Origin of the sequence: Streptomyces sp. NPDC004732 (assembly GCF_040609235.1) — a bacterium.
GTDB lineage: Bacteria > Actinomycetota > Actinomycetes > Streptomycetales > Streptomycetaceae > Streptomyces.
Map to the genome: position 1 here is coordinate 1,036,118 of NZ_JBEXJR010000001.1, position 21,764 is coordinate 1,057,881.

Consider the following 21,764-nt stretch of genomic DNA (forward strand, 5'->3'; position numbering starts at 1 on the left):
TCAGCGCGCGTCTTCCGCGTGGTGACGGCGCGCGCCGGGCCACTCGAACGAGTCGCCGCAGGGGTGCCGTGCGTCCCCTCTTCGATGGGCTACGGCCGCTCTTTAGTGGGCGACGGCGGCTCGTCAGCGGGCGGCAGACGCTCTTCAGTTGGCGGCGGCCGCCGGATGCTGCGCGCGGCTCACGTCGTACACCCCGGGGACCGCGCGCATCGCCCGCATCAGCCCCGGGAGGTGTGCGGCGTCCGGGAGTTGGAGCGTGTACGTATGGCGTACGCGCTGCTGTGTCGGTGGCTCCACGGTTGCCGAGATGATCGCCACGCCTTCGAGGGCGATCGCTTCGGTGAGGTCGGCGAGCAGATGCGCCCGGCCGAACGATTCGGCGATCAGAGTGACCCGGCACTCGGCGGTGTCTCCCCAGCGCACGCCGATCTCCGGGCGCCCCACTTCCTTCATGCGCTCCACGGCCGGGCAGCCGACCCGGTGGACGGTCACGACGCCCCCGCGGACGGCGAAGGCGGTGACGTCGTCGGGCGGCACCGGCGTACAACAGCCGGCGAGGCGCACGCTGGCACCCTCGCGGTCCACGACGGCGTTCGCCGCGGCGGGCCGCACGGCTCCGGACTCCTCCGCCTTGGGCGCGGCCGCGGGCGCCTGCTGCGGCGGCCGCTCCACGGACGGCGTCGGCGCGGCGGCCGCGGGTGCGGGATGCGTGGTGAGCCAGCGCCGGATGGCGATCCGCGCGGCAGGCGTGCGCGCATGGTCCAGCCACTCGCGCGAGGGCCCGGACGTGAGGTCCTGGCCCATGAGCAGCTGGACCGTGTCGCCGTCCCGTAGGACCGTGCTGAGCGTCGCCAGACGGCCGTTGACGCGTGCGCCGATGCAGTCGTGGGCGTCCTCGCCGTACTGGGCGTACGCGGCGTCCACGCAGCTGGCACCGGCGGGCAGGCCGAGCGTGCCGCCGTCGGGCCGGAAGACGGCGATCTCGCGGTCCTGGGCGAGGTCCTCCCGCAGCGTCGACCAGAACGTGTCCGGGTCGGGGGCGGCCTGCTGCCAGTCGAGGAGCCGGGAGAGCCAGCCGGGCCTGGTCGGGTCCACGCGCTCGTCGTCGACGCTGTCGGACGGCTCCTCCGAAGGAGGAGCGTAGGGATTGTGCAGGGCGACGACGCCCGCCTCCGCGACCTGGTGCATCTGGTGCGTGCGGATGAGGACTTCGGCGACCTCGCCGTCGGAGCGGGTCACGGCCGTGTGCAGCGACTGGTAGAGGTTGAACTTCGGTACGGCGATGAAGTCCTTGAACTCCGAGACGACCGGCGTGAAGCAGGTGTGCAGCTCGCCGAGGACTCCGTAACAGTCGGCGTCCTCGGTCACGAGTACGAGGAGGCGGCCGAAGTCCGACGCGCGCAGTTCGCCGCGCTTGCGGTGCACGCGGTGCACGGAGACCGAGTGCCGTGGCCTGATGAGCACTTCGGCGGTGATGCCCGCGTCGCGCAGCACGCCGCGCACCTCGCCCGCAATGTCCCCGAGAGGGTCCCCCGCACTCTCGCCATTGGCGGCGATCATGGTTTTGACCTGGGCGCACTCCTCCGGGTGGAGGATCGCGAAGACGAGGTCCTCCAGCTCGGTCTTGAGCGCCTGCACGCCGAGGCGCTCGGCGAGCGGAATGAGCACGTCTCGGGTGACCTTGGCGATGCGGGCCTGTTTCTCGGGCCGCATGACGCCGAGCGTGCGCATGTTGTGCAGGCGGTCGGCGAGCTTGATCGACATGACGCGTACGTCGTTGCCGGTGGCTACGAGCATCTTGCGGAAGGTCTCGGGCTCGGCCGCCGCTCCGTAGTCGACCTTCTCCAGCTTCGTGACGCCGTCGACCAGATAGCAGACGTCGTCGCCGAACTCGGTCCGCACCTGGTCGAGTGTGACGTCCGTGTCCTCGACGGTGTCGTGGAGCAGGGAGGCGGTCAAGGTCGTGATCTCGGCGCCGAGTTGGGCGAGGATCAGGGTGACCGCGAGCGGGTGTGTGATGTACGGCTCGCCGCTCTTGCGTGTCTGGCCCCGGTGCGAGGACTCCGCGAGGACCCACGCGCGGCGCAGTGGCTCCAGGTCCGCGTCCGGATAGTGGCCCCTGTGGGCCTCCGCCACATGGCCGATCGCGTCGGGGAGACGGTCCCGGGTGCCTGATCCGAGCAGGGCGGCCCGGCCGAGCCTGCGCAGATCGAGACGCGCACGGCCGCGCTTGCGCTGGACCCCTGACGTCACGGGGCCGGGCGTGGCAGGGTTCGTGGCCTCCGCACTCATGAGCACCTCCGGCTGCTTCGACCGGCGGTGTGCGGACGGCGGCGTACTCCGTCCGGGCCGGTGCTTGATGCTACCGAGCCCATCACGTGGTGCTGACCGCCTCTCGCCGAGCGTGAAACGGATCACCCATTCGAGCGACAGTTCATGCGGATGCCGTTTCGAGCCATTCGGATGCGATCTCGCCCTCGGCGACGATCACGGCGCCGCCCGTCATCTCGATCTCGCCGTCGGGCCGCTCGGTGATCACCAGACGTCCGCCGGGCAGGTCGACGGTGTAGGTGGCCGGGGAGCCGGTCACGGCCGGGTCCAGGCCGTCCTTGCGGGCCGCCGCCACGGCCACGGCGCACGCGCCGGTGCCGCAGGAGCGGGTCTCGCCCGCGCCGCGCTCGTGCACGCGCATGGCGACGTGCTGCGGGCCCCGGGGGACGACGAATTCGACGTTCACCCCGTCCGGGTAGGCGGAGGCGGGGCTGAAAGGGGGTGCCTCGTAGAGATTGCCCGCTTCGGAGAGGTCGTCGATGAAGGCGACCGCGTGCGGATTGCCCATGTTCACGTTCCGCGCGGGCCAGCGGTGGTCGCCGACCGAGACGGTGACGTCCCCTTCGGGGAGCGACGCTCTGCCCATGCCGACGGTGATCTCGCCGCCGGACTCCGCCTTGGCGATGTGCACGGTCTTCACGCCACCACGGGTGGCCACCGCCAGGTCGCCCTCGACGGCGTGCCCGGCGCGCTGCAGGTAGCGGGCGAAGACCCGCACTCCGTTGCCGCACATCTCCGCGATCGAACCGTCGCCGTTGCGGTAGTCCATGAACCACTCGGCGCGGTCCGCGAGATGGCTGGCCTCGGGGTGGACGGCGGAGCGTACGACATGGAGGAGGCCGTCGCCACCGATGCCCGCGCGGCGGTCGCACAGGGCGGCCACAGCTGCCGGGGACAGCTCGATGGCGTTGTCGGAGTCGGGGATGATCACGAAGTCGTTCTCGGTCCCGTGCCCCTTGAGGAAGGCGATCCGCGTGCTCATTCCTCGATCGTACGGGGTGGCTACGACACGCGGTCCGGGCGGTGTGCTCAGCGGAGCCTTGCGACCCGCCACACGGCGAGGACCACAGCGCCCAGCAGCACCAGGGCGTACCCCGAGACGACCCGCCAGTCCGGGCGGTGCCCGGAGCCGCGCTCGGGCAGCCCGGGCCAGGTGTGGCCCACGCGGCGGGCAGCCATCATGCCCCACCCGGCGGCGCAGCAGCTGATGAGCAGTCCGAGCATGGCGACCACCGCGCCGCCGTCACCGAACTCGAAGGCGAGCGGGAAGGCGAACATCAGGGAACCGACCGCGGCCAGGATCACGATGGGCGCGAGCTGCCAGATGCGCAGCCGGGGCTGGGGGCGCAGCTCGACCTCGACCTCGGCCTCCGCCGACATCTCGTCCGCACCGGGACCGTCGTCCGTCACTCCGCCCGACGTCTCGTCGGGACCGTCGGGACTCAGCTGCTCTCCGCCGTCATGTGCGGTGTCACGAGGGCCGGCCTCCATCGCCACGCGCCCTCCCACTTCGGACTTCACCGGTCGATCGATGGTCGATGATGGCACGGTGTCAGGTGCCGGGATGACCGCCGGAGCGTCCCGATGCAATCACGTGATCAGGCTGTGACCGGTCGTTCGACCAACGCCAGCGCGCGTGCCGGGAGTTCCTCGTGGTCGGCGAGGGCCCCACTGAGCCAGTGCACCCGCGGGTCACGGCGGAACCAGGAGTCCTGACGGCGCGCGAAGCGCTTGGTGGCGCGCACGGTTTCGGCGCGCGCCTCCTCCTCGGTGCACTCTCCCGCGAGCGCCGCGAGCACCTGCTGGTAGCCGAGCGCGCGCGCCGCCGTGCGCCCCTCTCGCAGCCCCTGCGCCTCCAGCGCGCGCACCTCGTCGACCAGGCCCCGCTCCCACATGCGGTCCACGCGCGTGGCGATGCGTTCGTCGAGTTCGGGGCGTGCCACGTCGACGCCGATCTGGATCGTGTCGTAGACGGATTCGTGGCTGGGAAGGTTGGCGGTGAAGGGCTTGCCGGTGATCTCGATGACCTCCAGGGCGCGGACGATCCGGCGGCCGTTGCTGGGCAGGATGGCGCGGGCCGCCTCGGGGTCCGCGGCGGCGAGGCGGGCGTGCAGGGCCCCGGAGCCGCGCAGCGTGAGCTCCTCCTCCAGACGGGCCCGCACGGCGGGGTCGGTGCCGGGAAACTCCAGGTGGTCCACGGCGCCCCGGACGTAGAGGCCGGAGCCGCCGACGAGGATCGGCCAGCGTCCTTCCGCGAGGAGCCGGTCGATCTCGGCGCGGGCCAGCTTCTGGTACTCGGCGACGCTGGCCGCCTCCGTGACGTCCCAGATGTCGAGGAGATGGTGGGGTACGCCGCCGCGCTCATCGGGCGTCAGCTTGGCGGTCCCGATATCCATCCCTCGGTACAGCTGCATCGAGTCGGCGTTGACGATTTCGCCGCCGAGGCGCTGGGCGAGAAAAACGCCCAGATCGGACTTTCCTGCCGCGGTCGGACCGACGACTGCGATGACCCGCGGGGCGGGGGCTGAGCTACTCACCGCCCCAGTCTCGCAAACGTCGGGCCCCATCCCCGAACGAGCTACGTGACGGCACGGCTCTGAGGTCGTTGCCTGTTGCGAGGTTCCGGCCGCCGGTTTCGAGGACCGATGACCCGGGCGACGCAATGGGACGCACCGGGTGGGGCGGGATTTCGCCCACACGAGTAACGTATGGAGTAGATATGGGCGTTTTTGCACGTTTCCGCCGGAAGTCCAAGGACAGCGACGAGGCGTCGACAACCGACGCGGCAGCGGCCACGCTGACGGCCGAGCCGGAAGAGGCCGAGAGTGCCTCCGAGGCCGACACCGATGCGAAGCCTGCTGCCGAGGCCGATTCCGACACCGAGGCCGCTGCCGAGGACAAGTCCGCGGAGACCGCCGAAGCGGCTGAGGCGGAGGGCGTGGAGATTCCGAAGCAGCAGTCCGCGGAGAAGGCGGCCGACAACGAGGCCGGCGAGGGCGCCCGCAAGTAGCTCCCCAGCGAGGGAAGGTGGACCCATGGGCTTCCTGGACCAACTGAAAGCCAAGCTCGCCCCTGCCAAGGACAAGGTCTCGGACCTCGCGCAGCAGCACGGGGACAAGATCGACCAGGGCCTGGACAGGGCCGCGAAGGTGGTCGACGAGAAGACCAAGGGCAAGTACAGCGACAAGATCCAGGCGGGCACGGGCAAAGCCAAGGACGCCCTCGACCGCGTCGCCGGATCCGACGAGGGCAAGGACGCGGGCGGCAGCGCCACCCCTCCGACGCCTCCGTCGCCACCTCCGGCTTCCTGAACGGCAGCGGCGGACGGCCGCGGAGCACCTCGCTTCGCGGCCGCCACCGTGTGTCCTGGTCGGCTACGACCAGGCAGCCACCACGTACCCCACGCCGTACGGCGCGTCCTCGTAGAGCAGCTCACCGCGCAGCGCGGCGCCGTCCGCGGCGCCCGCGAGCACCTGCCACGGGGCACGGCCCGCCGCCTTCAGTTCGTACGCGAGCCCCGCGTCCAGCGCCTTCAGCGCCGCGACGTCGGCCTCGCCGAGGGCCCGCCCGACCTCCGCGTCGAAGCCGGCCGCCCGCTCGTCGAGGTACCCCGGCGCCTTCAGCGTGCGGCACGCGCTGGCGTCGCCCATCACCAGCAGTGCCACCCGGTCGGCCAGGGCCCCGATTTCTTCTCCGACTTGGATACACCGCTCGGCCGCAAGTGGTTCCCCCACACCGAGACCTTCCACCGGCGCGGTGGACCACTGGGTGCGCCCGAGCAGCCAGCCTGCGACGGCGAGCGACGTCGGAAGCTCACGCTGCACGGCTTCGACTTCGGCCCCGACTGGCCCGAGGTGGACGTCGACGTCCATCCCGAAACCCCGGAACGACCCGCGCGCGCCCTGCGGATGCGGTCCACGCCCGCTCTGCTCGGCGGGCCCGATCACGACGAGCCGGTCGGGCCGCGCGGCGGCGAGCACCGCGATGGCGTCCGAGCACGCCGCGCGCGCGGCGTCCATTTCAGGGGTGGCACCCGCGGCGACCTCGGGAACGAGCAGCGGCGGGGAGGGGCAGACGGCTGCGGCGACAAGCATGATCCGCAGAGTAACGCGCCCCCGTGGGCGGAAAGGAACCGTCCGCCCGGTCAGTCGCAGCCGCAGCCGCTGCCCGTCGCCACGGGAAGCGGCGCCGGAGCACCGATCTTCGGCAGCCCCAGCATCACACCCGCGGGCTTCGCGGCCGCCTCGGTGTTCCGCTTCTCCCAGGCGTCGCCCGCGCGCGTGGGACGCACGTTCAACACGGCGCCCTCGGCGAGCAGGTGGTGCGGCGCGGCGTACGTGATCTCGACGGTCACGACGTCACCGGGGCGCACCTCGGTGTCCGGCTTGGTGAAGTGGACGAGACGGTTGTCGGGGGCACGGCCGGAGAGGCGGTGTGTGGCGCCGTCCTTGCGGCCCTCGCCCTCGGCGACCATCAGGTCCAGGGTGCGGCCGACCTGCTTCTTGTTCTCCTCCCAGGAGATCTCCTCCTGGACGGCCACCAGGCGCTCGTAACGCGACTGGACGACCTCCTTGGGGATCTGGCCCTCCATGGTGGCCGCCGGGGTCCCGGGACGCTTGGAGTACTGGAAGGTGAAGGCGTTCGCGAAGCGGGCCTCGCGGACCGCGTGCATCGTCTGCTCGAAGTCCTCCTCGGTCTCGCCGGGGAAGCCCACGATGATGTCGGTGGAGATGGCCGCGTCCGGCATGGCGGCGCGGACCTTCTCGATGATGCCCAGGAAACGATCCTGCCGGTACGAGCGGCGCATCGCCTTGAGGATCGGGTCCGAGCCGGACTGCATCGGCATGTGGAGCTGCGGCATCACGTTCGGCGTCTCGGCCATGGCGGCGATCACGTCGTCGGTGAAGTCACGCGGGTGCGGGGAGGTGAAGCGCACGCGCTCCAGGCCCTCGATCTTTCCGCAGGCCCGCAGGAGCTTGCTGAAGGCCTCACGGTCGCCGATGTCGGAGCCGTACGCGTTCACGTTCTGTCCGAGGAGGGTGATCTCGGAGACGCCCTCGCCGACGAGCGCCTCGATCTCCGCGAGGATGTCGCCCGTCCTGCGGTCCTTCTCCTTGCCGCGCAGTGCGGGCACGATGCAGAAGGTGCAGGTGTTGTTGCAGCCGACGGAGATGGAGACCCATGCCGCGTACGCGCTCTCGCGGCGGGTCGGCAGCGTCGACGGGAAGGCTTCGAGCGACTCTGCGATCTCGACCTGCGCCTCTTCCTGGACGCGGGCGCGCTCCAGGAGGACCGGCAGCTTGCCGATGTTGTGCGTACCGAAGACGACGTCGACCCAGGGTGCCCGCTTGACGATGGTGTCGCGGTCCTTCTGCGCCAGGCAGCCGCCGACGGCGATCTGCATCCCTGGACGCTTGGTCTTCATCGGCGCCAGGCGGCCGAGATTGCCGTACAGACGGTTGTCGGCGTTCTCTCGCACGGCGCACGTGTTGAAGACGACGACGTCGGCGTCGCCGTCGGCTCCTTCGGGCGCACGCTCGTAACCGGCGTCCTCCAGCAGCCCGGAGAGCCGCTCGGAGTCATGGACGTTCATCTGGCACCCGTAGGTGCGCACCTCGTAAGTCTTCGCGCTCATCTCGACCCCAGGGTACGGGGTCGCCACGCGCGCGTGCCCGCGGATTGCGACTGAGGCACCGGCGGCCGGGCTCCACGGCGGCTTCGGTGTGAGCTCTCCCCTGGTCATCACGGTGAGTGGACTGGCAGGATCGCGCGCATGCTCAAGGCACTCCCCCACATCGGCAGGCGCCGCGCCCTCCAGGGTTCGGCCGCGGCTCTCGTGGTGTTCGGTCTGCTGCTGTGGTGGCTGCTGCCCGTGGGTGAGGACTCCCCGAGCGGGCGGATCTCGTTCAGCACGGGCGTGCGGGAGGGCGTGTACGAGCGGTACGGCAAGCTCCTGGAGACGGCGATCTCCCAGGACATGCCGGACGTCGACGTCGAGCTCCTCAACAGCGAGGGGTCGCAGCAGAACGTCGCGCGCGTGGCCACCGGGAAGTCCGACTTCACGATCGCGGCCGCCGACGCGGTCGAGACGTACCGCCTCGACGGCGCACCGGGCTGGCACCGGCTGCGGGGGTGCACGCGCCTGTACGACGACTACGTACAGCTCGTCGTGCCCCGGTCCTCGAAGATCAATGACGTCGCCGACCTGCGGAACAAGCGCGTGGCGGTGGGCCAGGACCACTCGGGGGTGCGGCTGATAGCCGACCGGGTGCTTGACGCCGCGGGCCTCGACCCGACCACGGACATCAAGCCCGTGGCCGCCGGGATCGACACCATGCCCAGCCTTCTGAAGAACCGGTCCATCGAGGCGTTCTTCTGGTCGGGCGGGCTTCCGACCAATTCCGTGCGCGCCCTCTCCGAGGAGATGGACATCAAGCTCGTGAAGCTCGGCTACCTCGTCGAAGCGCTGCACAAGCAGGGCGGCGGCTCGCGCTACTACCGGGCCGCGACGATGCCGGCGGACGCCTACCCCGAGGCCCAGCAGGGCTCCGCCGTGCCGACGCTCGCCGTGGCGAACCTCCTGGTGACCACGGACCGCACCGATCCCGAGCTGACCGAGCAGCTGACCCGCACCGTCATCGACAGCCGCGATCACATCGGCGATGAGGTGCACGCGGCACAGGTGGTGGATCTGCGCACCGCACTGTTCACGGACCCGCTGCCGCTCCACGACGGGGCGCGCCGCTACTACCGCTCGGTGAAGCCCTGAGCCCTCGCGCGCGGCGCTGAGCGGCCCTCTCAGCCCCCTGCAGGGGGCTCGCTGCGCGGGACGCCGACCGTCACCTTCAGACCGTGCGGTTCATGGCGTGCGTACGCGATGGAGCCGCCGCCCGACGCGAGCAGGGCCCGTGAGATGGAGAGGCCCAGCCCCGAGCCCTGCACGTTCTGGTGACGGTTGCTGCGCCAGAAGCGGTCGCCGACGCGGGCGAGCTCGTCGTCGGTGAGGCCGGGCCCGCCGTCGGTGATCACGACGGTCGTCGTCCCGTTGCCCGAAGAGACCGCCACCTGCACGGCTCCGCCCTCGGGCGTGAACTTCAGGGCGTTGTCGATCACCGCGTCCAGCGCGCTGGACAGGGCGATCGGGTCGGCCCAGCCGGTGGTGGCCGGGCACTCCCCCGTCAGCCGCACGCCCCGCTCGTCGGCGAGCGGCCGCCAGGCGCCGACGCGCTCGGCCGTCAGCTCCCCGATGTCGATGACGCTCAGGTCCGCGGCGGCGTGCTCGGCGAGCGCGAGGTCGAGCAGATCGTCGAGGACCTGGGCCAGCCGCTTGCCCTCGGTGCGGACCGAGGCGACCTCTTCGCTGCCCTCGGGCAGTTCGAGGGCGAGGAGCTCGATGCGGAGCAGCAGCGCCGAGAGAGGGTTGCGCAGCTGGTGGGAGGCGTCGGCGACGAAGGCGCGCTGCTGCTCGAGCACGTCCTGGACGTTGTCGGCCATCTCGTTGAACGAATGGGCCAGGCGCCTCAGTTCCGGCGGCCCGCCCGCAGCGGCGACCCGGGACTTGAGCCGCCCGGTCGCGATGTCGTGCGTGGTCGCGTCCAGGACCCGCACAGGGCGCAGGATCCAGCCGGTGAGCCGCAGGGCCGCACCGACGGCAAGGAGCATGGCCGCCGACTCGCCTGCGGCGATCAGCAGCCAGCCGCGCAGCGTCTCCGAACGCATGCGCCCGGTCGGTGAGTCCGTGACGACGACGGCGATGACGTCGCCGTCCTTGATCACCGGAGAGGCGACGGCCAGCCGCCCCCGCTGCCACGGCCACACCTGCTCGGGGTCGTGGCTGCCTCGGGAGCGGAGCGCTTCCTCGAAGGCGTCCCGCAGGGCTCCGTGGCGAGGCAGGAACCAGTCGTTCGGGGACTGGGCCATGGCGCCGTCGTCGCGGTAGAAGACGCCCGCGCGGATGCCGTAGACGCCGTAGTAGTCGTCCAGTTCGTTCTGCAGCGTCTCGCGGCGCTCGTCAGTGCTCCCCATACCCAGGGGCCCCGTGGGACGTTTGGTGACGAACTGCGCGAGTGAGGCGAAACGGGCCGTGTCGTCGATCCGGTCGACGACCACCTTCTGCTGCTGGGCCGCGGCGACGCTGACGGCGAGCGGAAAGCCGAGCGCGAGCAGGACGCCCGCCATGAGGACGATCAGCAGCGGGAGGAGGCGGGAGCGCACCTGTCCTCGCTTCCGGTCAGGCGGCCGGGGCGACGAGGCGGTAGCCGACGCCGCGCACGGTCTCGATCAGGGCCGGCATGTGCAGCTTGGAGCGCAGGGACGCCACGTGCACCTCCAGCGTGCGCCCGGTCCCCTCCCAACTGGTGCGCCACACTTCGCTGATGATCTGTTCCCGGCGGAACACCACTCCGGGGCGCTGCGCCAGAAGGGCCAGCAAGTCGAACTCCTTGCGGGTCAGCTGGACGACCGAACCGTCCACGCTGACCTGCCGGGTGGGCAGTTCGATGCGTACGGGACCGAGCCTCAGGTCGCTGTCGCCCGACGCCGGTGCATCGCCGGGGGCGGGCCGCCGGATGACGGCGTGGATGCGGGCGATGAGTTCCCCGGTGTCGTACGGCTTCACTACGTAGTCATCGGCTCCGAGGTTCAGGCCGTGGATCCGGGAGCGTACGTCCGAACGGGCCGTCACCATGATCACTGGCGTCGAGCCGCGCTTGCGGATCTTGCCGCACACCTCGTAGCCGTCCTGGTCGGGCAGACCCAGGTCGAGAAGCACCACTCCGAAGGGGGGCGCTTCCGCGGGCAGCAGGGCCTGCAGCGCCTCCTCGCCGCTGCGGGCGTGCACGACGTCGAAGCCGTGCCTGGCCAGGACGGCGGACAGGGCGGCGGCCACATGATCGTCGTCCTCGACGAGCAGCAGTCTCATACGGGCCCCCTCCAGTTCATCCGTCGTTCCGTTGCGGCCGGTAATCGTGGCTCGTCATCGCGCGAGCGCACCAAGGCATCCACTCCGATGGATAAGGACCACGTCAAGAGGGTTCAGGCCCCGGGCACGTTCCGTTACCCACCCGGTACGCACTCCGTAGACCCTCTTCACACGGTGTGTCCGGTTGCGGCCGGATCGTTATGCTCAATTTCCCCTCAGATGTAATGACGCTGGTCGCACTGGGTTATTACTGTCCTCCCAACCGAGGAGGATGGAGCAACAAGCCGTGACCGAAGTATCGGTGACCAAGGACGCCATACCGCCCGAGGCGGACGACCTGGTCGTGCTGAAGAACGTCAACAAGCACTTCGGCGCTCTGCACGTCCTCCAGGACATCGACCTGACCATCGCCCGCGGTGAGGTCGTCGTCGTGATCGGCCCCTCCGGGTCCGGCAAGTCGACTCTGTGCCGCGCCATCAACCGCCTGGAGACGATCGATTCGGGAGACATCTCGATCGACGGCAAGCCGCTGCCCCAGGAGGGCAAGGAGCTGGCGAGGCTCCGCGCGGACGTGGGCATGGTCTTCCAGTCCTTCAACCTTTTCGCGCACAAGACCGTGCTCGAGAACGTGACACTGGGCCAGACCAAGGTGCGCAAGATCGGCAAGGCCGAGGCAGAGACGAAGGCACGCGCTCTGCTCGACCGCGTGGGCGTCGCCTCCCAGGCCGACAAGTACCCCGCGCAGCTCTCCGGTGGCCAGCAGCAACGCGTCGCCATTGCGCGCGCGTTGGCGATGGACCCCAAGGTGATGCTCTTCGACGAGCCCACGTCGGCGCTCGACCCGGAGATGATCAACGAGGTCCTAGAGGTCATGCAGCAGCTCGCCCGGGACGGGATGACGATGATCGTCGTCACCCACGAGATGGGCTTCGCCCGTTCCGCGGCCAACCGTGTCGTCTTCATGGCAGACGGCCGGATCGTCGAAGAGGCCGTGCCGGATCAGTTCTTCAACAACCCGCGCAGCGACCGGGCCAAGGACTTCCTGTCGAAGATCCTTAAGCACTGAGGCTCCCACGCCGTCTCAACACCAGTCGAAACAGAGGATGTTCACCATGAAGCTCCGCAAGTCCGCTGCTGCGGCGGCCGTCGTCGCCGCTCTCGCCCTGACCGCCACGGCATGCGGCGGCGAGGAGGGCACCGCCGGCGACAAGCCGAAGGACCCGACCGGCGGGAAGAACGCGCCGAAGCTGCCCACGTACGCCGTGAAGTCCGACGTGAAGGTCGACTCCTCGGTCCTGAAGAAGGCCCAGAAGTCCGGCAAGATCGTCATCGGCGCCAAGGACGACCAGCCGTACCTGGGCTTCAAGGACAGCGCCGGCAAGCGCTCCGGCTTCGACATCGAGATCGCCAAGATGGTCGCGGCCGACCTCGGCTTCAAGCCCGACCAGATCGAGTTCAAGACGATCGACTCCGGCGTCCGCGAGACCACCATCTCCAAGGGCGACGTCGACCTCTACGTAGGTACGTACACGATCAACGACGAGCGCAAGAAGCAGGTCGGCTTCGCCGGTCCGTACTTCATGGCGGGCGCCGACCTCCTCGTCCGCTCGGATGAGAAGGACATCACGGGGCCGGACTCCGTGAAGGGCAAGAAGGTCTGCTCGATCGTCGGCTCCACTCCGCTCCAGGAGATCAAGAAGTCGAAGTACGGCGCGAAGACCGTCGAGCTGGCCAAGTACTCCGAGTGCGTGCAGCAGCTCATCAACAAGGAGGTCGACGCCGTCACCACTGACGACGCCATCCTCAAGGGGTACGCGGCGCAGCAGCCGAAGGCGCTGCGGGTCGTCGGCAAGCCCTTCACCAAGGAGCCGTACGGCATCGGCATGAACAAGGACGACAAGGCCCTGCGCAACGCCGTCTCGGACGCCGTCGAGGCGCACCAGAAGAACGGTGACTACAAGAAGGCGTACGACGCGACGCTCGGCCTGTCGAAGTCGAAGTACACCGAGCCGCCGGCCCTCGAGCGCTACTGACCGCACCCCTTCCTGTCCGTCCAACTCCCCGGCAGTGAGTTGACCGGTTCCCCGTACGCATCGCGGTGTGTACGGGGGCCGGCTCGCCCTGCCCGACCACTGCCGCCCACGAGGACATCCCCGTGAATGTACTGCTCGACCACTTCGCGGAATTCCGCGAGGGATTCATAGGCACGGTCTGGCTGACTGTGGCCAGCAGCGTGCTCGCGCTGTTCCTTGGTGTCGTGCTCGCCGGTTTCCGGGTCTCCCCGGTACCGCCGCTGCGGTTCTTCGGCACCGCCTGGGTCACCCTGTTCCGGAACACGCCGCTCACGCTGCTCTTCCTGACCATCTGGTTCGCCGTGCCGCAGGTCTTCGACTTCGGCTTCGACCCGTGGACCAAGGCGCTGATCGTGCTCAGCGTCTACACCTCGTCGTTCGTCTGCGAAGCCGTGCGGTCCGGTATCAACACCGTGCCGCTCGGGCAGGCCGAGGCCGCCCGCTCGCTGGGCATGACGTTCTTCCAGACCCTCGGGACGATCGTCCTGCCCCAGGCCGTGCGGACCGTGCTGCCGCCGCTGAGCAGCATCTTCATCGCGTTGACCAAGAACTCCGCCATCGCGGGCGCATTCAGCGTGACGGAACTGTTCGGGTGGCAGAAGATCCTCAGCGACCAGGGCTTCGCCATCGCCTGGCTCTTCCTGTGGGTGTCGCTCGGCTACCTCGTGATCACATTCACCATCAGCGGCCTGTTCCGGCTGCTCGAGCGGAGCCTGGAGGTCGCACGATGAGCTCCAGCGTCCTGTACGACGCTCCGGGTCCCAGGGCCCGGGTGCGCAACCGCATCTACTCCGTGATCGGCACGGCCGCGATCATCGGCCTCATCGTTTTCGTGATCATGCGGCTCAACGACCGGGGCCACTTCGCGTCCGAGGTCTGGAACACCTTCAACTACACCAACGTGCGTGTCGCCATCCGTGACGGCGTCTTCACCACACTGAAGGTCTTCGCGCTCGCCGGTGCGCTGTCCCTGGTGATCGGTGCGCTGCTCGCGGTCGCCCGCGCGTCGGATCATCGGGCGATCCGCTGGTCGGCCACGGGGTTCATCGAGCTGTTCCGTGCCATCCCGCTGCTGATCACGATCTACGCCCTCTGGGTGCTCTTCCTCACCTACAAGAGTGACCTGGGCATCGTCGGGGAGAACAACGGCTTCTGGGCCCTGGTCATCGGTCTGGCCATCTACAACGGCGCGGTGCAGGCCGAGGTCCTGCGGGCCGGTTTCAACGCCGTGCCGCGCGGTCAGGTGGAGGCGGCGTACGCACTGGGGCTGCGCAAGTCCCAGGTGATGACGATGCTGCTGCTGCCGCAGGCGGTCAGGTCCATGCTGCCGACGATCATCAGCCAGCTGGTGGTCACGCTCAAGGACACGTCGCTCGGCTACATCATCACGTACGCGGAACTGCTGTACGCGGCCCGCCAGCTGGCCAACACGACCCTCGTCAACGGTCAGTACATCTACGTTCCGGTGATCATGGTCGTCGGCACGATCTACGTGGCGATGTGCATGGCTCTCTCCGGGCTCGCCACCTGGGTGGAGAAGCGTGGGCGTCGCGCCAAGACGGGCATCGCCGTCGCCGCTGCCGCCGAGCCGGCCGAGGCTCCCGGAGCTCTCGACCCGTCCGAAGCCCACGGCCCGGCGGTCGACGGCCCGCAGCCGGCCGACACGGTCGCGGCGAGCCCCAAGAGCACCGCGACGGACGCCGGTAGCACCGACAAGCGCGACAAGCCCGACGAGCCGCCCAGCAAGACGAACTGAGCGCACGACAGGCTCTGAAGCCGAGAGGTGGGGGAGGCAGCGCCCGTGGGGCCGCTGCCTCCCCCACTTTCTTGGCCGCCTTCTCGGACTGCCCTCGTAGGGGAAATGGGCACTCGACGACGGGAACTGACGATTGATGTGACGATCCGACAGGGCAGTGGCGTCGGAGGTCGCGTTACGGCCGTCGTCGCTTGACGCAAGCACCGGCAATAGGTTGCATACGTTCTGTGATCGTGCACCGGGCTCCAACTGCCAGTTCCTGTACGTACGTCCAGCCACTCCGGGCAGCCCGGACCCTCGGAGCCCGTCGGGCCGGAGGGTGCGCGCCGTGGACCCGGTGATCGTCGTCGGCGCGGGTCCCGTCGGACTCGCGCTCGCCCTCGCCCTCGCCCGGCACTCGGTGCCCACCGTCGTCCTCGACGAGGGACCCGGCAAGGACGAACAGCGCCCCGCGCGGACCGTCGTGCTCCGCGACGACACGGCGGCGTTCGCCGAACGGCTCGCGGGTCACTCGTTCGGTGACACGGAATCCGGCGCCCGGTGGACGGGCTGGCGCTCCGTACGGCGCAAGCAGCTGATGCGGGAGCTCGACTTCGGCGAGGAGATCCCCGCCCCGCTGCACCTGCCGCAGCACGTGCTGACCGCCGCGCTGCGCGAAGCCGTCGCCGACGAGCGGCTCGTCAAGATCGCGGTGGACAGCAAGCTCGACTCCCTGGAACAGGACGCCGGCGGAGTGACCGCACACACACGCGGGCCCAAGGGCACGTGGTGGCGGGGCAGTTACCTGGTGGGCTGCGACGGACCGCGCTCCACGGTGCGCAAACTCCTCGACGTCCGCTTCCCGGGACGTACGGCCGTCGAGCGACACGCCGTGGCCGCGCTGCGCACGGAACTTCCCTGGCCGGGTCAGGCGTTGTTGCACCGGATGCCTCCGTGGCGCCACGGAGGCGCCGAGGTCGCGGGCCGACCGCTGGCGGGCGGGGTGTGGCGGCTCGACTGGCTGCTGCCGCCGCGCGGCGACCTGGTGACGCCCGACGCCCTCGTCGTCCGCATCCGGGAGACCCTCGCGGGCTGGTGCGGGGGCTCCACACCGCCGTACGAACTGCTCGACACGGGCGTGCACACCGTCCACCACCGACTCGCCCGACGGTGGCGGGTCGGCCGTGCCTTCCTCGCCGGGGACGCCGCACACCTGCTCGGCGCGCTCGGCACCCAGGGGCTCGACGAAGGGCTGCGGGACGCCGACAACCTCGCGTGGAAGCTGGCGCTCGGCTGGCACCACGGCGCGCGCGAACCGCTGCTCGACAGCTACCAGGTCGAACGCCGGGCCGGTGTGGCCGCCCGCCTGCGCGCCGCCGACCAGTCGCTGCCCGCGCTGCGCGGCAGCAAGGGCCTGCGCTCGTACGTCCCAGGGACCGCGCGCGGGCACGACACGCTCCTCACGGACGGCCATGTGGGGCGCGGCCCGCTCGGCGCTCCCTCGTCGTACGCCGATTCACCGCTGGCGCCCTCCCCCTCCGAGTCCGTCACCGCGGTCGACACGGAGCCCGGAGCACCGGTCGCCGATGTGCGGGTGACCGCACCGGACGGATCCTTCGTCCAGCTGCGGGACCGCCTCGGGCTCGGGCACCTGATCGTCGTCCTCGTCGCGCCGGGCACTGTGGTGTGGGAGCGGCGGCACTGGGTGACGGCCGGGATCATGCCGCGGCTCGCCGCGGCGGTCACGGCCCTGCCGCACCCCGCCGAGTTGCTCGTCGCGGAGAGCTATCCCGGGGCCGCGGCCCACTCGGTCCTGCTCGTCCGCCCCGACGGGCACCTGGTCACCGCCCTGTCCGGGGTGCGCCCGGCCGAGCTGTACGCGGCGGCCGAAGCGGCGCTGGGCGGACCGACGACGCCGACGGGAACCGGGGACGGCGCGGGGCGACCGGACCGTACGGGCGAGGAGGAGAGCTCGGCGGAGTCTGCGGGGGCGGCGAAGGCGGCACGGCGCTCGGTGTGAGCGGGGTCCGCGCCGGCAGGCCGGAGGGGGTGCGTCAGCGGGTGGAGGGCTGCGTCAGCGGGCGGCGTACGGCTTGAACGGCGTGCGGAGAGGGCGCCCGCGCCCGCATTCCGAGCCGGGGTTGACCGGCCTCCACCCCCGTGGTCTACTCCGGATCGTGACCGACACCGATGTGCGCCTGTGGCGGAGGGTCCATATGGACCTCGTCCGCTATGCAGGCTGCGTGTGTCATCCGTCCTGCTGAATTCGCATTTCTCCCTCGCGCACCGAGCACCGCTCCGGGCTGGCTCGTGCGCGCTCCCGCGAACCTCCAGGACGGTATCCGTGTCTGTTGCCCCCTCCTCCAGCGCCTCCTCCACCGCGCCCGCGTCGGCGCGCTCCTCGGCGCCCACCGCCGCCGAACTCCTCGCTTTCGTCCGCCGCACCGCGGCGGACTCCGAACTCGTCGCCTCCCTGCCGCTCGACCCCGAGGGCCGCACCTGGGTGCGTCTTGAGGGGCCCGGCGGCAGCGAGGCCTGGCTGATCGGCTGGCCGCCCGGCACCGGTACCGGCTGGCACGACCACGCCGAGTCGGTCGGCGCCTTCCTCACCGCGGCGGGCACCCTCAAGGAGAACTCCCTGGCCGCGCGCCTGCCCACCGACGGGTGGAAGACCTTGGAGCTCTCCGAGGACGTCGACCGCGAACGGCAGCTGACGGTCGGCGAGGGGCGCGCCTTCGGCCGCAACCACGTGCACGAGGTGCTGAACGAGTCCCCGACCGAGCACGCTGTCTCCGTGCACGCGTACTACCCGCCGCTGCCCCAGATCCGCCGCTACAGCCGTACCGGTGACGTACTCCGCCTGGAGTCCGTCGAGCGTCCCGAGGACTGGCAGTGAGTGATGAACAGCCGGTCGGCATCGACGAGTTGCTGGAACGCGTACGGCTCGGTCTCGACCGCCTCTCTCCTAAGGAGGCGTACGAAACAGCCGAGGGTGGCGGCCTGCTGGTCGACATCCGCTACGCGGCGCTGCGGGAGCGGGACGGGCTGATCCCCGGCGCACTCGTCGTGGAGCGCAACGAGCTGGAGTGGCGGCTCGACCCCCAGGGCAGCCATCGCGCACCGGAAGCCACCGGTCATGATCTGCGGGTCGTCGTGGTCTGCAACGAGGGGTACGCATCCAGCCTCGCGGCTGTCTCCTTGCGGCAGTTGGGACTGCGCCACGCCACCGACCTCACGGGCGGCTTCCAGGCGTGGCGGGCGGCGGGGCTGCCGGTCGTGACCACCGAAACGTGAGTACGCGCGCGTGGGCGCCCCTTCGCGTAAGGGGCGCCCACCATTGCGTACCGCTCCTTACTCCTACTCCTTGGCCGTCGCCACGGTGACGGGCAGCGGCCTCAGTGCGGCACGGCCCGGAAGGGCGGTCGCGGTCAGGGCGAGCAGGCCGGCGACGGCGATCACGGAGACGTACACCAGAGGAACGACTGTCGGCGCCGCGCTGCCGGTCATCCCCATGCTGAACGCCGTGAGGACGGCCAGCGCCACCCCGCTGCCCAGCGCAGTACCGATGAACAGGACGGCCAGCGCCTCGGTGCGCAGCATTCGCAGCACCTGACGGCGCGTAGCACCGGCGAGGCGCAGCATCGCGAACTCGCGCAGGCGCTCGGAGACGGACATCGCGAGGGTGTTGACGACGGCGATGGCCGTGAAGGCGAGGACGAGCCCCATCGCCAGCAGGTTCACCTCGGCGTTGGCCTGGCGGCTAGCTGCCTGCAGACCGTCCACGGCTGCCGGGGTGAGCACCCGCACGCCCGGGAACTTCTCGACAGCGGCCGCGAGTTGTTCCTGCGTACGGTCGCTCTTGACGAGGACGGTGGCGGCGAGCGGGTTGTCCACGTGGCGGGCGACCAGATCGTGCGCCATGGTCAGATCTCCGAACCCGAGCCCGCGTGCGTACACGGCCCGGACGGTGAGTTCTGTCTTCGTGCCGTCTCCGAGGGTGAATGCGAGCGTGCTGCCCGGCTTCAGTCCGATCCGGTCGGCGGCGAGTTCGCTCACGGCGACGTCGTCCTTGCCGAAGTCCTCGATCGATCCGGCGGTGACGTCGGGGTCCCAGGTCCGGGCGAGGTTCTCCGGGGTGACGCCCTGCGCGGGGTACTTGTCGAGCCCGACGCGCACGGTCGTCCGGACGACCTCGGTGGCGGCCTCCACGCCGTCGGTCGTACGCAGCTTGCGCGCGGCCTGTGCCGGGACGCCCGGCCCCTGGGCGGCCAGCACCCAGTCCGCGCGGATGCCGTCGCGGGCCTGGGCTCCGGCGGCGTCGTCGAGGGTGGGCTCGACGAAGAGGACGGTGCAGGCCATGCCGGTGAGGAGGGCAAGCGGGGTGACGACGGCGGCCATGCGGGCGGCGTTGCCGCGCAGGTTGGCGTGGGCGAGTTTGCCGCCGGGCCCGGTCAACCGGAGCGGGCCCCGGAGGAGTGCGGCAGCCGCTCGGACGACCAGCGGTCCCAGGAGTGCGATGGCGCAGGCGAAGACCACGACCGTCAGGAACGTCACGGGGGTCGACGCCGCCTCGGTGCGCAGCACGCTCAGCACGGCGACCAGGACGACACCTCCGACGAGGAACACCAGGCCCGCGACGATCCGGCTCCAGGCGGGCCGCTGCCGCTCGACCCGCGCCTCGGTGAGGGCCTGCGCGGGGCGGATGCGGACGATCCTGCGCCCCGCGATGCGAGCGGCGGCCCATGCGCCCAGCAGGGTGGCGCCGACGGCGACGAGCGGCGGGAAGACGCTGACGGTGCGCTCAAGGGTGGCGGGCACGGCCCCCGTTGCCACGAATCGGCCGTGCAGCCAGCCTCCGAGCGGGATTCCGGCGAGTGCGCCGATGGCTCCCGCCACCGCTCCGACGATCACCGCCTCGCGCCCGAGCAGGCTGCGGATCTGCTTCGGCGTCGCGGCGACGGCACGCAGCAGGGCGAGCTCGCGGTGGCGTTGCTGGACCGAGAGGGCGAAGGTGCCGACGACCACGAGGACGGCGACGAGGAGCGAGGTGCCGCCCATGGCGCCGCCGATGCTGATGAGCTTGACGCGTGCCCCCGCTGCGTCGAGGAACTCCACGGGCCCTCGGTCGTCACCGGCGCTGACCTGCGCCGTCGTCCCTTCGACGGCCTTCTCGACCGCCTGCTCGAGCACAGTGACGGTGGTGCCCTTGTCAGGTACGACGCCGAAGGCGGTGACCTTTCCGGGGTGCGCCGCGAGCCGCTCGGCCTCTTCGGCGGAGAAGAAGAGTGAGGTCTGGTGGGTCAGGGCGGCCTTCTCGGGCGCTGCCACTCCGGTGATGCGGTAGTCGCGCGGGCTCTGCGTCGACTGGACGGTGAGGTGGTCGCCGGGTCGCAGCCCCGCACGGTCGGCGAGGCCGCGGTCGATGACGAGGTCGTGGGAGGAACGCGGAGCCGTGCCGTCGACGAGCCGGAAGGGAGTGAGGGCGGCGGATTCCCAGGCATGCCCGTACGAGGGTGTGCCGGACCCGCTCGCCGCCCCCGGCCTCAACGGCTGGGCGAGGAAGGTGAGTTCGGGAACGACCGCGCCCACACCCGGGGCGCTCTTGATCCTGCCCTCGATGTCGCGGGCCTGCAGCCAAGCCCTCTCGGCGATCGGTTTCGCCTTGTGCTTGACCTTGGTCTTGCCCTTCTTGTGCTTGACCGTGGTGCGATGCACGTTCTGGTCGGCGGAGACGATCACGGGGGCCGCGGCGTAGCGCTCGGTCCTGATCGTGCCGCGCAGGCCGGTCTCCAGGAGGGTGCCGCAGGCGGTGATGAGGGCCGCGGCGCACATCAGTGCGAGAAAGGCGCCGAGGAATCCGCCCTTGCGGTCCCTGACGGTCTGCAGTGCGTAGCGCAGCATCATGAGGGATCGGACTCTTTTCGGTTGTCGGAGGAGGCCGCGGGCGCGGGCGCGGGCGCGGGGAAGGCCAGGAAGCGCGTGAGGACGGTGCGGGCGCCGTCCGGGGTGTCGGCGTCGGGCCGCTTGTAGCGGTTGAGCAGCGCGACGTACTCCTCGAAGAACTCGTGGAGTTCGGGGAGGGTCAGCCGGATCGTGCCCCGTGACCAGGGCAGCGCGTCGGCCCACTCGTCGGGGGCGGCGCCCTGCGGACTCTGGTGTCCCTGGCTCCGCTCCCGCTGCAGTTGCGCGAAGAGCTCCAGGTCGGCGGCGTACGAGAGGTGGTTGAGCTCGTCCATGACGAGCCGCATCTCGGGGCTCTGACGGCTGCGCGGCGGAAAGCGGCGGTCCCCCGGGACGGCCCGCCACCAGCGCTCACGTCCGCGCGCCGAGCCGCGCGTCTCCTCGACGAAGCCGTAGCGGGCGAGTTCGCGCAGGTGGTAGCTGGTCGCGCCGGTGTTGAGCCCGAGGGCCCTGGCCAGCGTCGCGGAGGTGGCCGGGCCGTGCACGGTGAGGTGCTGCAGCATCTGCTGCCGCCGCGGCTGCGCGAGCGCCTTGAGAACGCGCAGGTCGCTCAATTCCTGCGGGCCTTCGGTCCCGGGCCGGGGCCTGGGCCTGGGCCGGTTGTCGTGGTCGGTCCGGTCATCGCCCCGGGTTCGGCTGTCGTTGCCGGTCCGGTCGTCGCGCCGGGTTCGGTCGCCCTGCCCGGCCCGTTCTCCGGGCCGTTCCGCGTCGGTCGTGCCGGGTTCCTCTGCCATGCGTACACAGT

At 70.6% G+C, this 21,764-nt stretch carries 21 protein-coding genes; 11 read left to right on the forward strand and 10 right to left on the reverse strand.

Annotated features, from left to right (window positions below):
* Positions 1–144 precede the first annotated feature (144 nt).
* From ABZV77_RS04205 to miaA, 4 genes are all read right to left on the reverse strand, one after another.
* Positions 145–2,292, reverse strand: a complete 2,148-nt coding sequence (locus tag ABZV77_RS04205; protein ID WP_356250016.1) for an HD domain-containing protein — start codon at positions 2,290–2,292, stop codon at positions 145–147.
* Between the two features lie 142 nt (positions 2,293–2,434).
* The gene (gene dapF, locus ABZV77_RS04210) at positions 2,435–3,313 is read right to left on the reverse strand and encodes a diaminopimelate epimerase (RefSeq protein ID WP_356250018.1); all 879 of its coding nucleotides are present in this window, start codon (positions 3,311–3,313) and stop codon (positions 2,435–2,437) included.
* A 47-nt stretch (positions 3,314–3,360) separates the two neighbouring features.
* Positions 3,361–3,822 carry a hypothetical protein gene (locus ABZV77_RS04215; protein ID WP_356250205.1) on the reverse strand — a complete coding sequence of 154 codons (462 nt, stop codon included), beginning with the start codon at positions 3,820–3,822 and terminating at the stop codon, positions 3,361–3,363.
* Positions 3,823–3,929: 107 nt separating this feature from the next.
* Positions 3,930–4,868: a tRNA (adenosine(37)-N6)-dimethylallyltransferase MiaA gene (gene miaA / locus ABZV77_RS04220; protein ID WP_356250020.1), complete on the reverse strand. Its 939-nt coding sequence runs from the start codon at positions 4,866–4,868 to the stop codon at positions 3,930–3,932.
* Between the two features lie 182 nt (positions 4,869–5,050).
* On the opposite strand from miaA, the gene ABZV77_RS04225 reads away from it, so the two are divergent.
* Together ABZV77_RS04225 and ABZV77_RS04230 are read left to right on the forward strand one after the other, a co-directional pair.
* The gene (locus tag ABZV77_RS04225) at positions 5,051–5,341 is read left to right on the forward strand and encodes a hypothetical protein (protein WP_356250022.1); all 291 of its coding nucleotides are present in this window, start codon (positions 5,051–5,053) and stop codon (positions 5,339–5,341) included.
* Positions 5,342–5,366: 25 nt separating this feature from the next.
* On the forward strand, positions 5,367–5,642 hold the full coding sequence (locus ABZV77_RS04230; protein WP_356250024.1) for an antitoxin: 276 nt from the start codon (positions 5,367–5,369) through the stop codon (positions 5,640–5,642).
* Positions 5,643–5,705: 63 nt separating this feature from the next.
* Here ABZV77_RS04230 and ABZV77_RS04235 read toward each other — a convergent pair whose 3' ends face one another.
* Together ABZV77_RS04235 and miaB are read right to left on the reverse strand one after the other, a co-directional pair.
* Complete coding sequence (locus ABZV77_RS04235; protein ID WP_356250026.1) at positions 5,706–6,425, reverse strand: class III extradiol dioxygenase subunit B-like domain-containing protein; 720 nt, start codon at positions 6,423–6,425, stop codon at positions 5,706–5,708.
* A 50-nt stretch (positions 6,426–6,475) separates the two neighbouring features.
* The gene (miaB, locus tag ABZV77_RS04240) at positions 6,476–7,966 is read right to left on the reverse strand and encodes a tRNA (N6-isopentenyl adenosine(37)-C2)-methylthiotransferase MiaB (RefSeq protein ID WP_356250028.1); all 1,491 of its coding nucleotides are present in this window, start codon (positions 7,964–7,966) and stop codon (positions 6,476–6,478) included.
* A 138-nt stretch (positions 7,967–8,104) separates the two neighbouring features.
* On the opposite strand from miaB, the gene ABZV77_RS04245 reads away from it, so the two are divergent.
* Positions 8,105–9,100 (forward strand): TAXI family TRAP transporter solute-binding subunit, encoded by a 996-nt coding sequence (locus ABZV77_RS04245; protein ID WP_356250030.1) that lies wholly within the window; start codon positions 8,105–8,107, stop codon positions 9,098–9,100.
* Positions 9,101–9,129: 29 nt separating this feature from the next.
* Here ABZV77_RS04245 and ABZV77_RS04250 read toward each other — a convergent pair whose 3' ends face one another.
* Positions 9,130–10,545 carry a HAMP domain-containing sensor histidine kinase gene (locus ABZV77_RS04250; RefSeq protein WP_356250032.1) on the reverse strand — a complete coding sequence of 472 codons (1,416 nt, stop codon included), beginning with the start codon at positions 10,543–10,545 and terminating at the stop codon, positions 9,130–9,132.
* 16 nt (positions 10,546–10,561) lie between these two features.
* Entirely contained in the window at positions 10,562–11,251 is a 690-nt protein-coding gene (locus ABZV77_RS04255; protein WP_356250034.1) for a response regulator transcription factor, read from the reverse strand.
* A 286-nt stretch (positions 11,252–11,537) separates the two neighbouring features.
* Between ABZV77_RS04255 and ABZV77_RS04260 the strand changes: the two genes are divergently transcribed.
* The 8 genes from ABZV77_RS04260 to ABZV77_RS04295 all read left to right on the forward strand — a co-directional run bounded on the left by ABZV77_RS04260 (position 11,538) and on the right by ABZV77_RS04295 (position 18,352).
* A complete protein-coding gene (locus tag ABZV77_RS04260; protein ID WP_356250036.1) occupies positions 11,538–12,317 on the forward strand; it encodes an amino acid ABC transporter ATP-binding protein in 780 nt (259 codons plus the stop codon).
* A gap of 46 nt (positions 12,318–12,363) precedes the next feature.
* A complete protein-coding gene (locus ABZV77_RS04265; RefSeq protein ID WP_356250038.1) occupies positions 12,364–13,284 on the forward strand; it encodes a glutamate ABC transporter substrate-binding protein in 921 nt (306 codons plus the stop codon).
* Positions 13,285–13,406: 122 nt separating this feature from the next.
* Positions 13,407–14,054 (forward strand): amino acid ABC transporter permease, encoded by a 648-nt coding sequence (locus ABZV77_RS04270; protein WP_356250040.1) that lies wholly within the window; start codon positions 13,407–13,409, stop codon positions 14,052–14,054.
* Complete coding sequence (locus ABZV77_RS04275; protein WP_356250042.1) at positions 14,051–15,079, forward strand: amino acid ABC transporter permease; 1,029 nt, start codon at positions 14,051–14,053, stop codon at positions 15,077–15,079. The genes ABZV77_RS04270 and ABZV77_RS04275 overlap by 4 nt, the downstream gene beginning before the upstream one ends.
* Before the next feature lie 328 nt (positions 15,080–15,407).
* Entirely contained in the window at positions 15,408–17,078 is a 1,671-nt protein-coding gene (locus tag ABZV77_RS04280; protein WP_356250044.1) for an FAD-dependent monooxygenase, read from the forward strand.
* A gap of 172 nt (positions 17,079–17,250) precedes the next feature.
* Positions 17,251–17,322 (forward strand): putative leader peptide, encoded by a 72-nt coding sequence (locus ABZV77_RS04285; protein WP_327084869.1) that lies wholly within the window; start codon positions 17,251–17,253, stop codon positions 17,320–17,322.
* An 80-nt stretch (positions 17,323–17,402) separates the two neighbouring features.
* Positions 17,403–17,954 carry a cysteine dioxygenase gene (locus tag ABZV77_RS04290; RefSeq protein WP_356250046.1) on the forward strand — a complete coding sequence of 184 codons (552 nt, stop codon included), beginning with the start codon at positions 17,403–17,405 and terminating at the stop codon, positions 17,952–17,954.
* Positions 17,945–18,352, forward strand: coding sequence for a rhodanese-like domain-containing protein (locus tag ABZV77_RS04295; RefSeq protein WP_356250208.1), 408 nt, complete (start codon positions 17,945–17,947; stop codon positions 18,350–18,352). Before ABZV77_RS04290 ends, ABZV77_RS04295 begins: the two co-directional genes overlap by 10 nt.
* A gap of 63 nt (positions 18,353–18,415) precedes the next feature.
* Here ABZV77_RS04295 and ABZV77_RS04300 read toward each other — a convergent pair whose 3' ends face one another.
* Positions 18,416–20,962: an FtsX-like permease family protein gene (locus tag ABZV77_RS04300; RefSeq protein WP_356250048.1), complete on the reverse strand. Its 2,547-nt coding sequence runs from the start codon at positions 20,960–20,962 to the stop codon at positions 18,416–18,418.
* Positions 20,959–21,753: a helix-turn-helix domain-containing protein gene (locus ABZV77_RS04305; protein WP_356250050.1), complete on the reverse strand. Its 795-nt coding sequence runs from the start codon at positions 21,751–21,753 to the stop codon at positions 20,959–20,961. Before ABZV77_RS04305 ends, ABZV77_RS04300 begins: the two co-directional genes overlap by 4 nt.
* Positions 21,754–21,764 lie beyond the last annotated feature (11 nt).

Coding starts and splice junctions, on each gene's coding strand:
- ABZV77_RS04205 (WP_356250016.1), bottom strand. CDS start 2,292: ATGAGTGCGGAGGCCACGAACCCTGCCACGCCCGGCCCCGTGACGTCA.
- dapF (WP_356250018.1), bottom strand. CDS start 3,313: ATGAGCACGCGGATCGCCTTCCTCAAGGGGCACGGGACCGAGAACGAC.
- ABZV77_RS04215 (WP_356250205.1), bottom strand. CDS start 3,822: ATGGAGGCCGGCCCTCGTGACACCGCACATGACGGCGGAGAGCAGCTG.
- ABZV77_RS04225 (WP_356250022.1), top strand. CDS start 5,051: ATGGGCGTTTTTGCACGTTTCCGCCGGAAGTCCAAGGACAGCGACGAG.
- ABZV77_RS04230 (WP_356250024.1), top strand. CDS start 5,367: ATGGGCTTCCTGGACCAACTGAAAGCCAAGCTCGCCCCTGCCAAGGAC.
- ABZV77_RS04235 (WP_356250026.1), bottom strand. CDS start 6,425: ATGCTTGTCGCCGCAGCCGTCTGCCCCTCCCCGCCGCTGCTCGTTCCC.
- miaB (WP_356250028.1), bottom strand. CDS start 7,966: ATGAGCGCGAAGACTTACGAGGTGCGCACCTACGGGTGCCAGATGAAC.
- ABZV77_RS04245 (WP_356250030.1), top strand. CDS start 8,105: ATGCTCAAGGCACTCCCCCACATCGGCAGGCGCCGCGCCCTCCAGGGT.
- ABZV77_RS04255 (WP_356250034.1), bottom strand. CDS start 11,251: ATGAGACTGCTGCTCGTCGAGGACGACGATCATGTGGCCGCCGCCCTG.
- ABZV77_RS04265 (WP_356250038.1), top strand. CDS start 12,364: ATGAAGCTCCGCAAGTCCGCTGCTGCGGCGGCCGTCGTCGCCGCTCTC.
- ABZV77_RS04275 (WP_356250042.1), top strand. CDS start 14,051: ATGAGCTCCAGCGTCCTGTACGACGCTCCGGGTCCCAGGGCCCGGGTG.
- ABZV77_RS04300 (WP_356250048.1), bottom strand. CDS start 20,962: ATGATGCTGCGCTACGCACTGCAGACCGTCAGGGACCGCAAGGGCGGA.
- ABZV77_RS04305 (WP_356250050.1), bottom strand. CDS start 21,753: ATGGCAGAGGAACCCGGCACGACCGACGCGGAACGGCCCGGAGAACGG.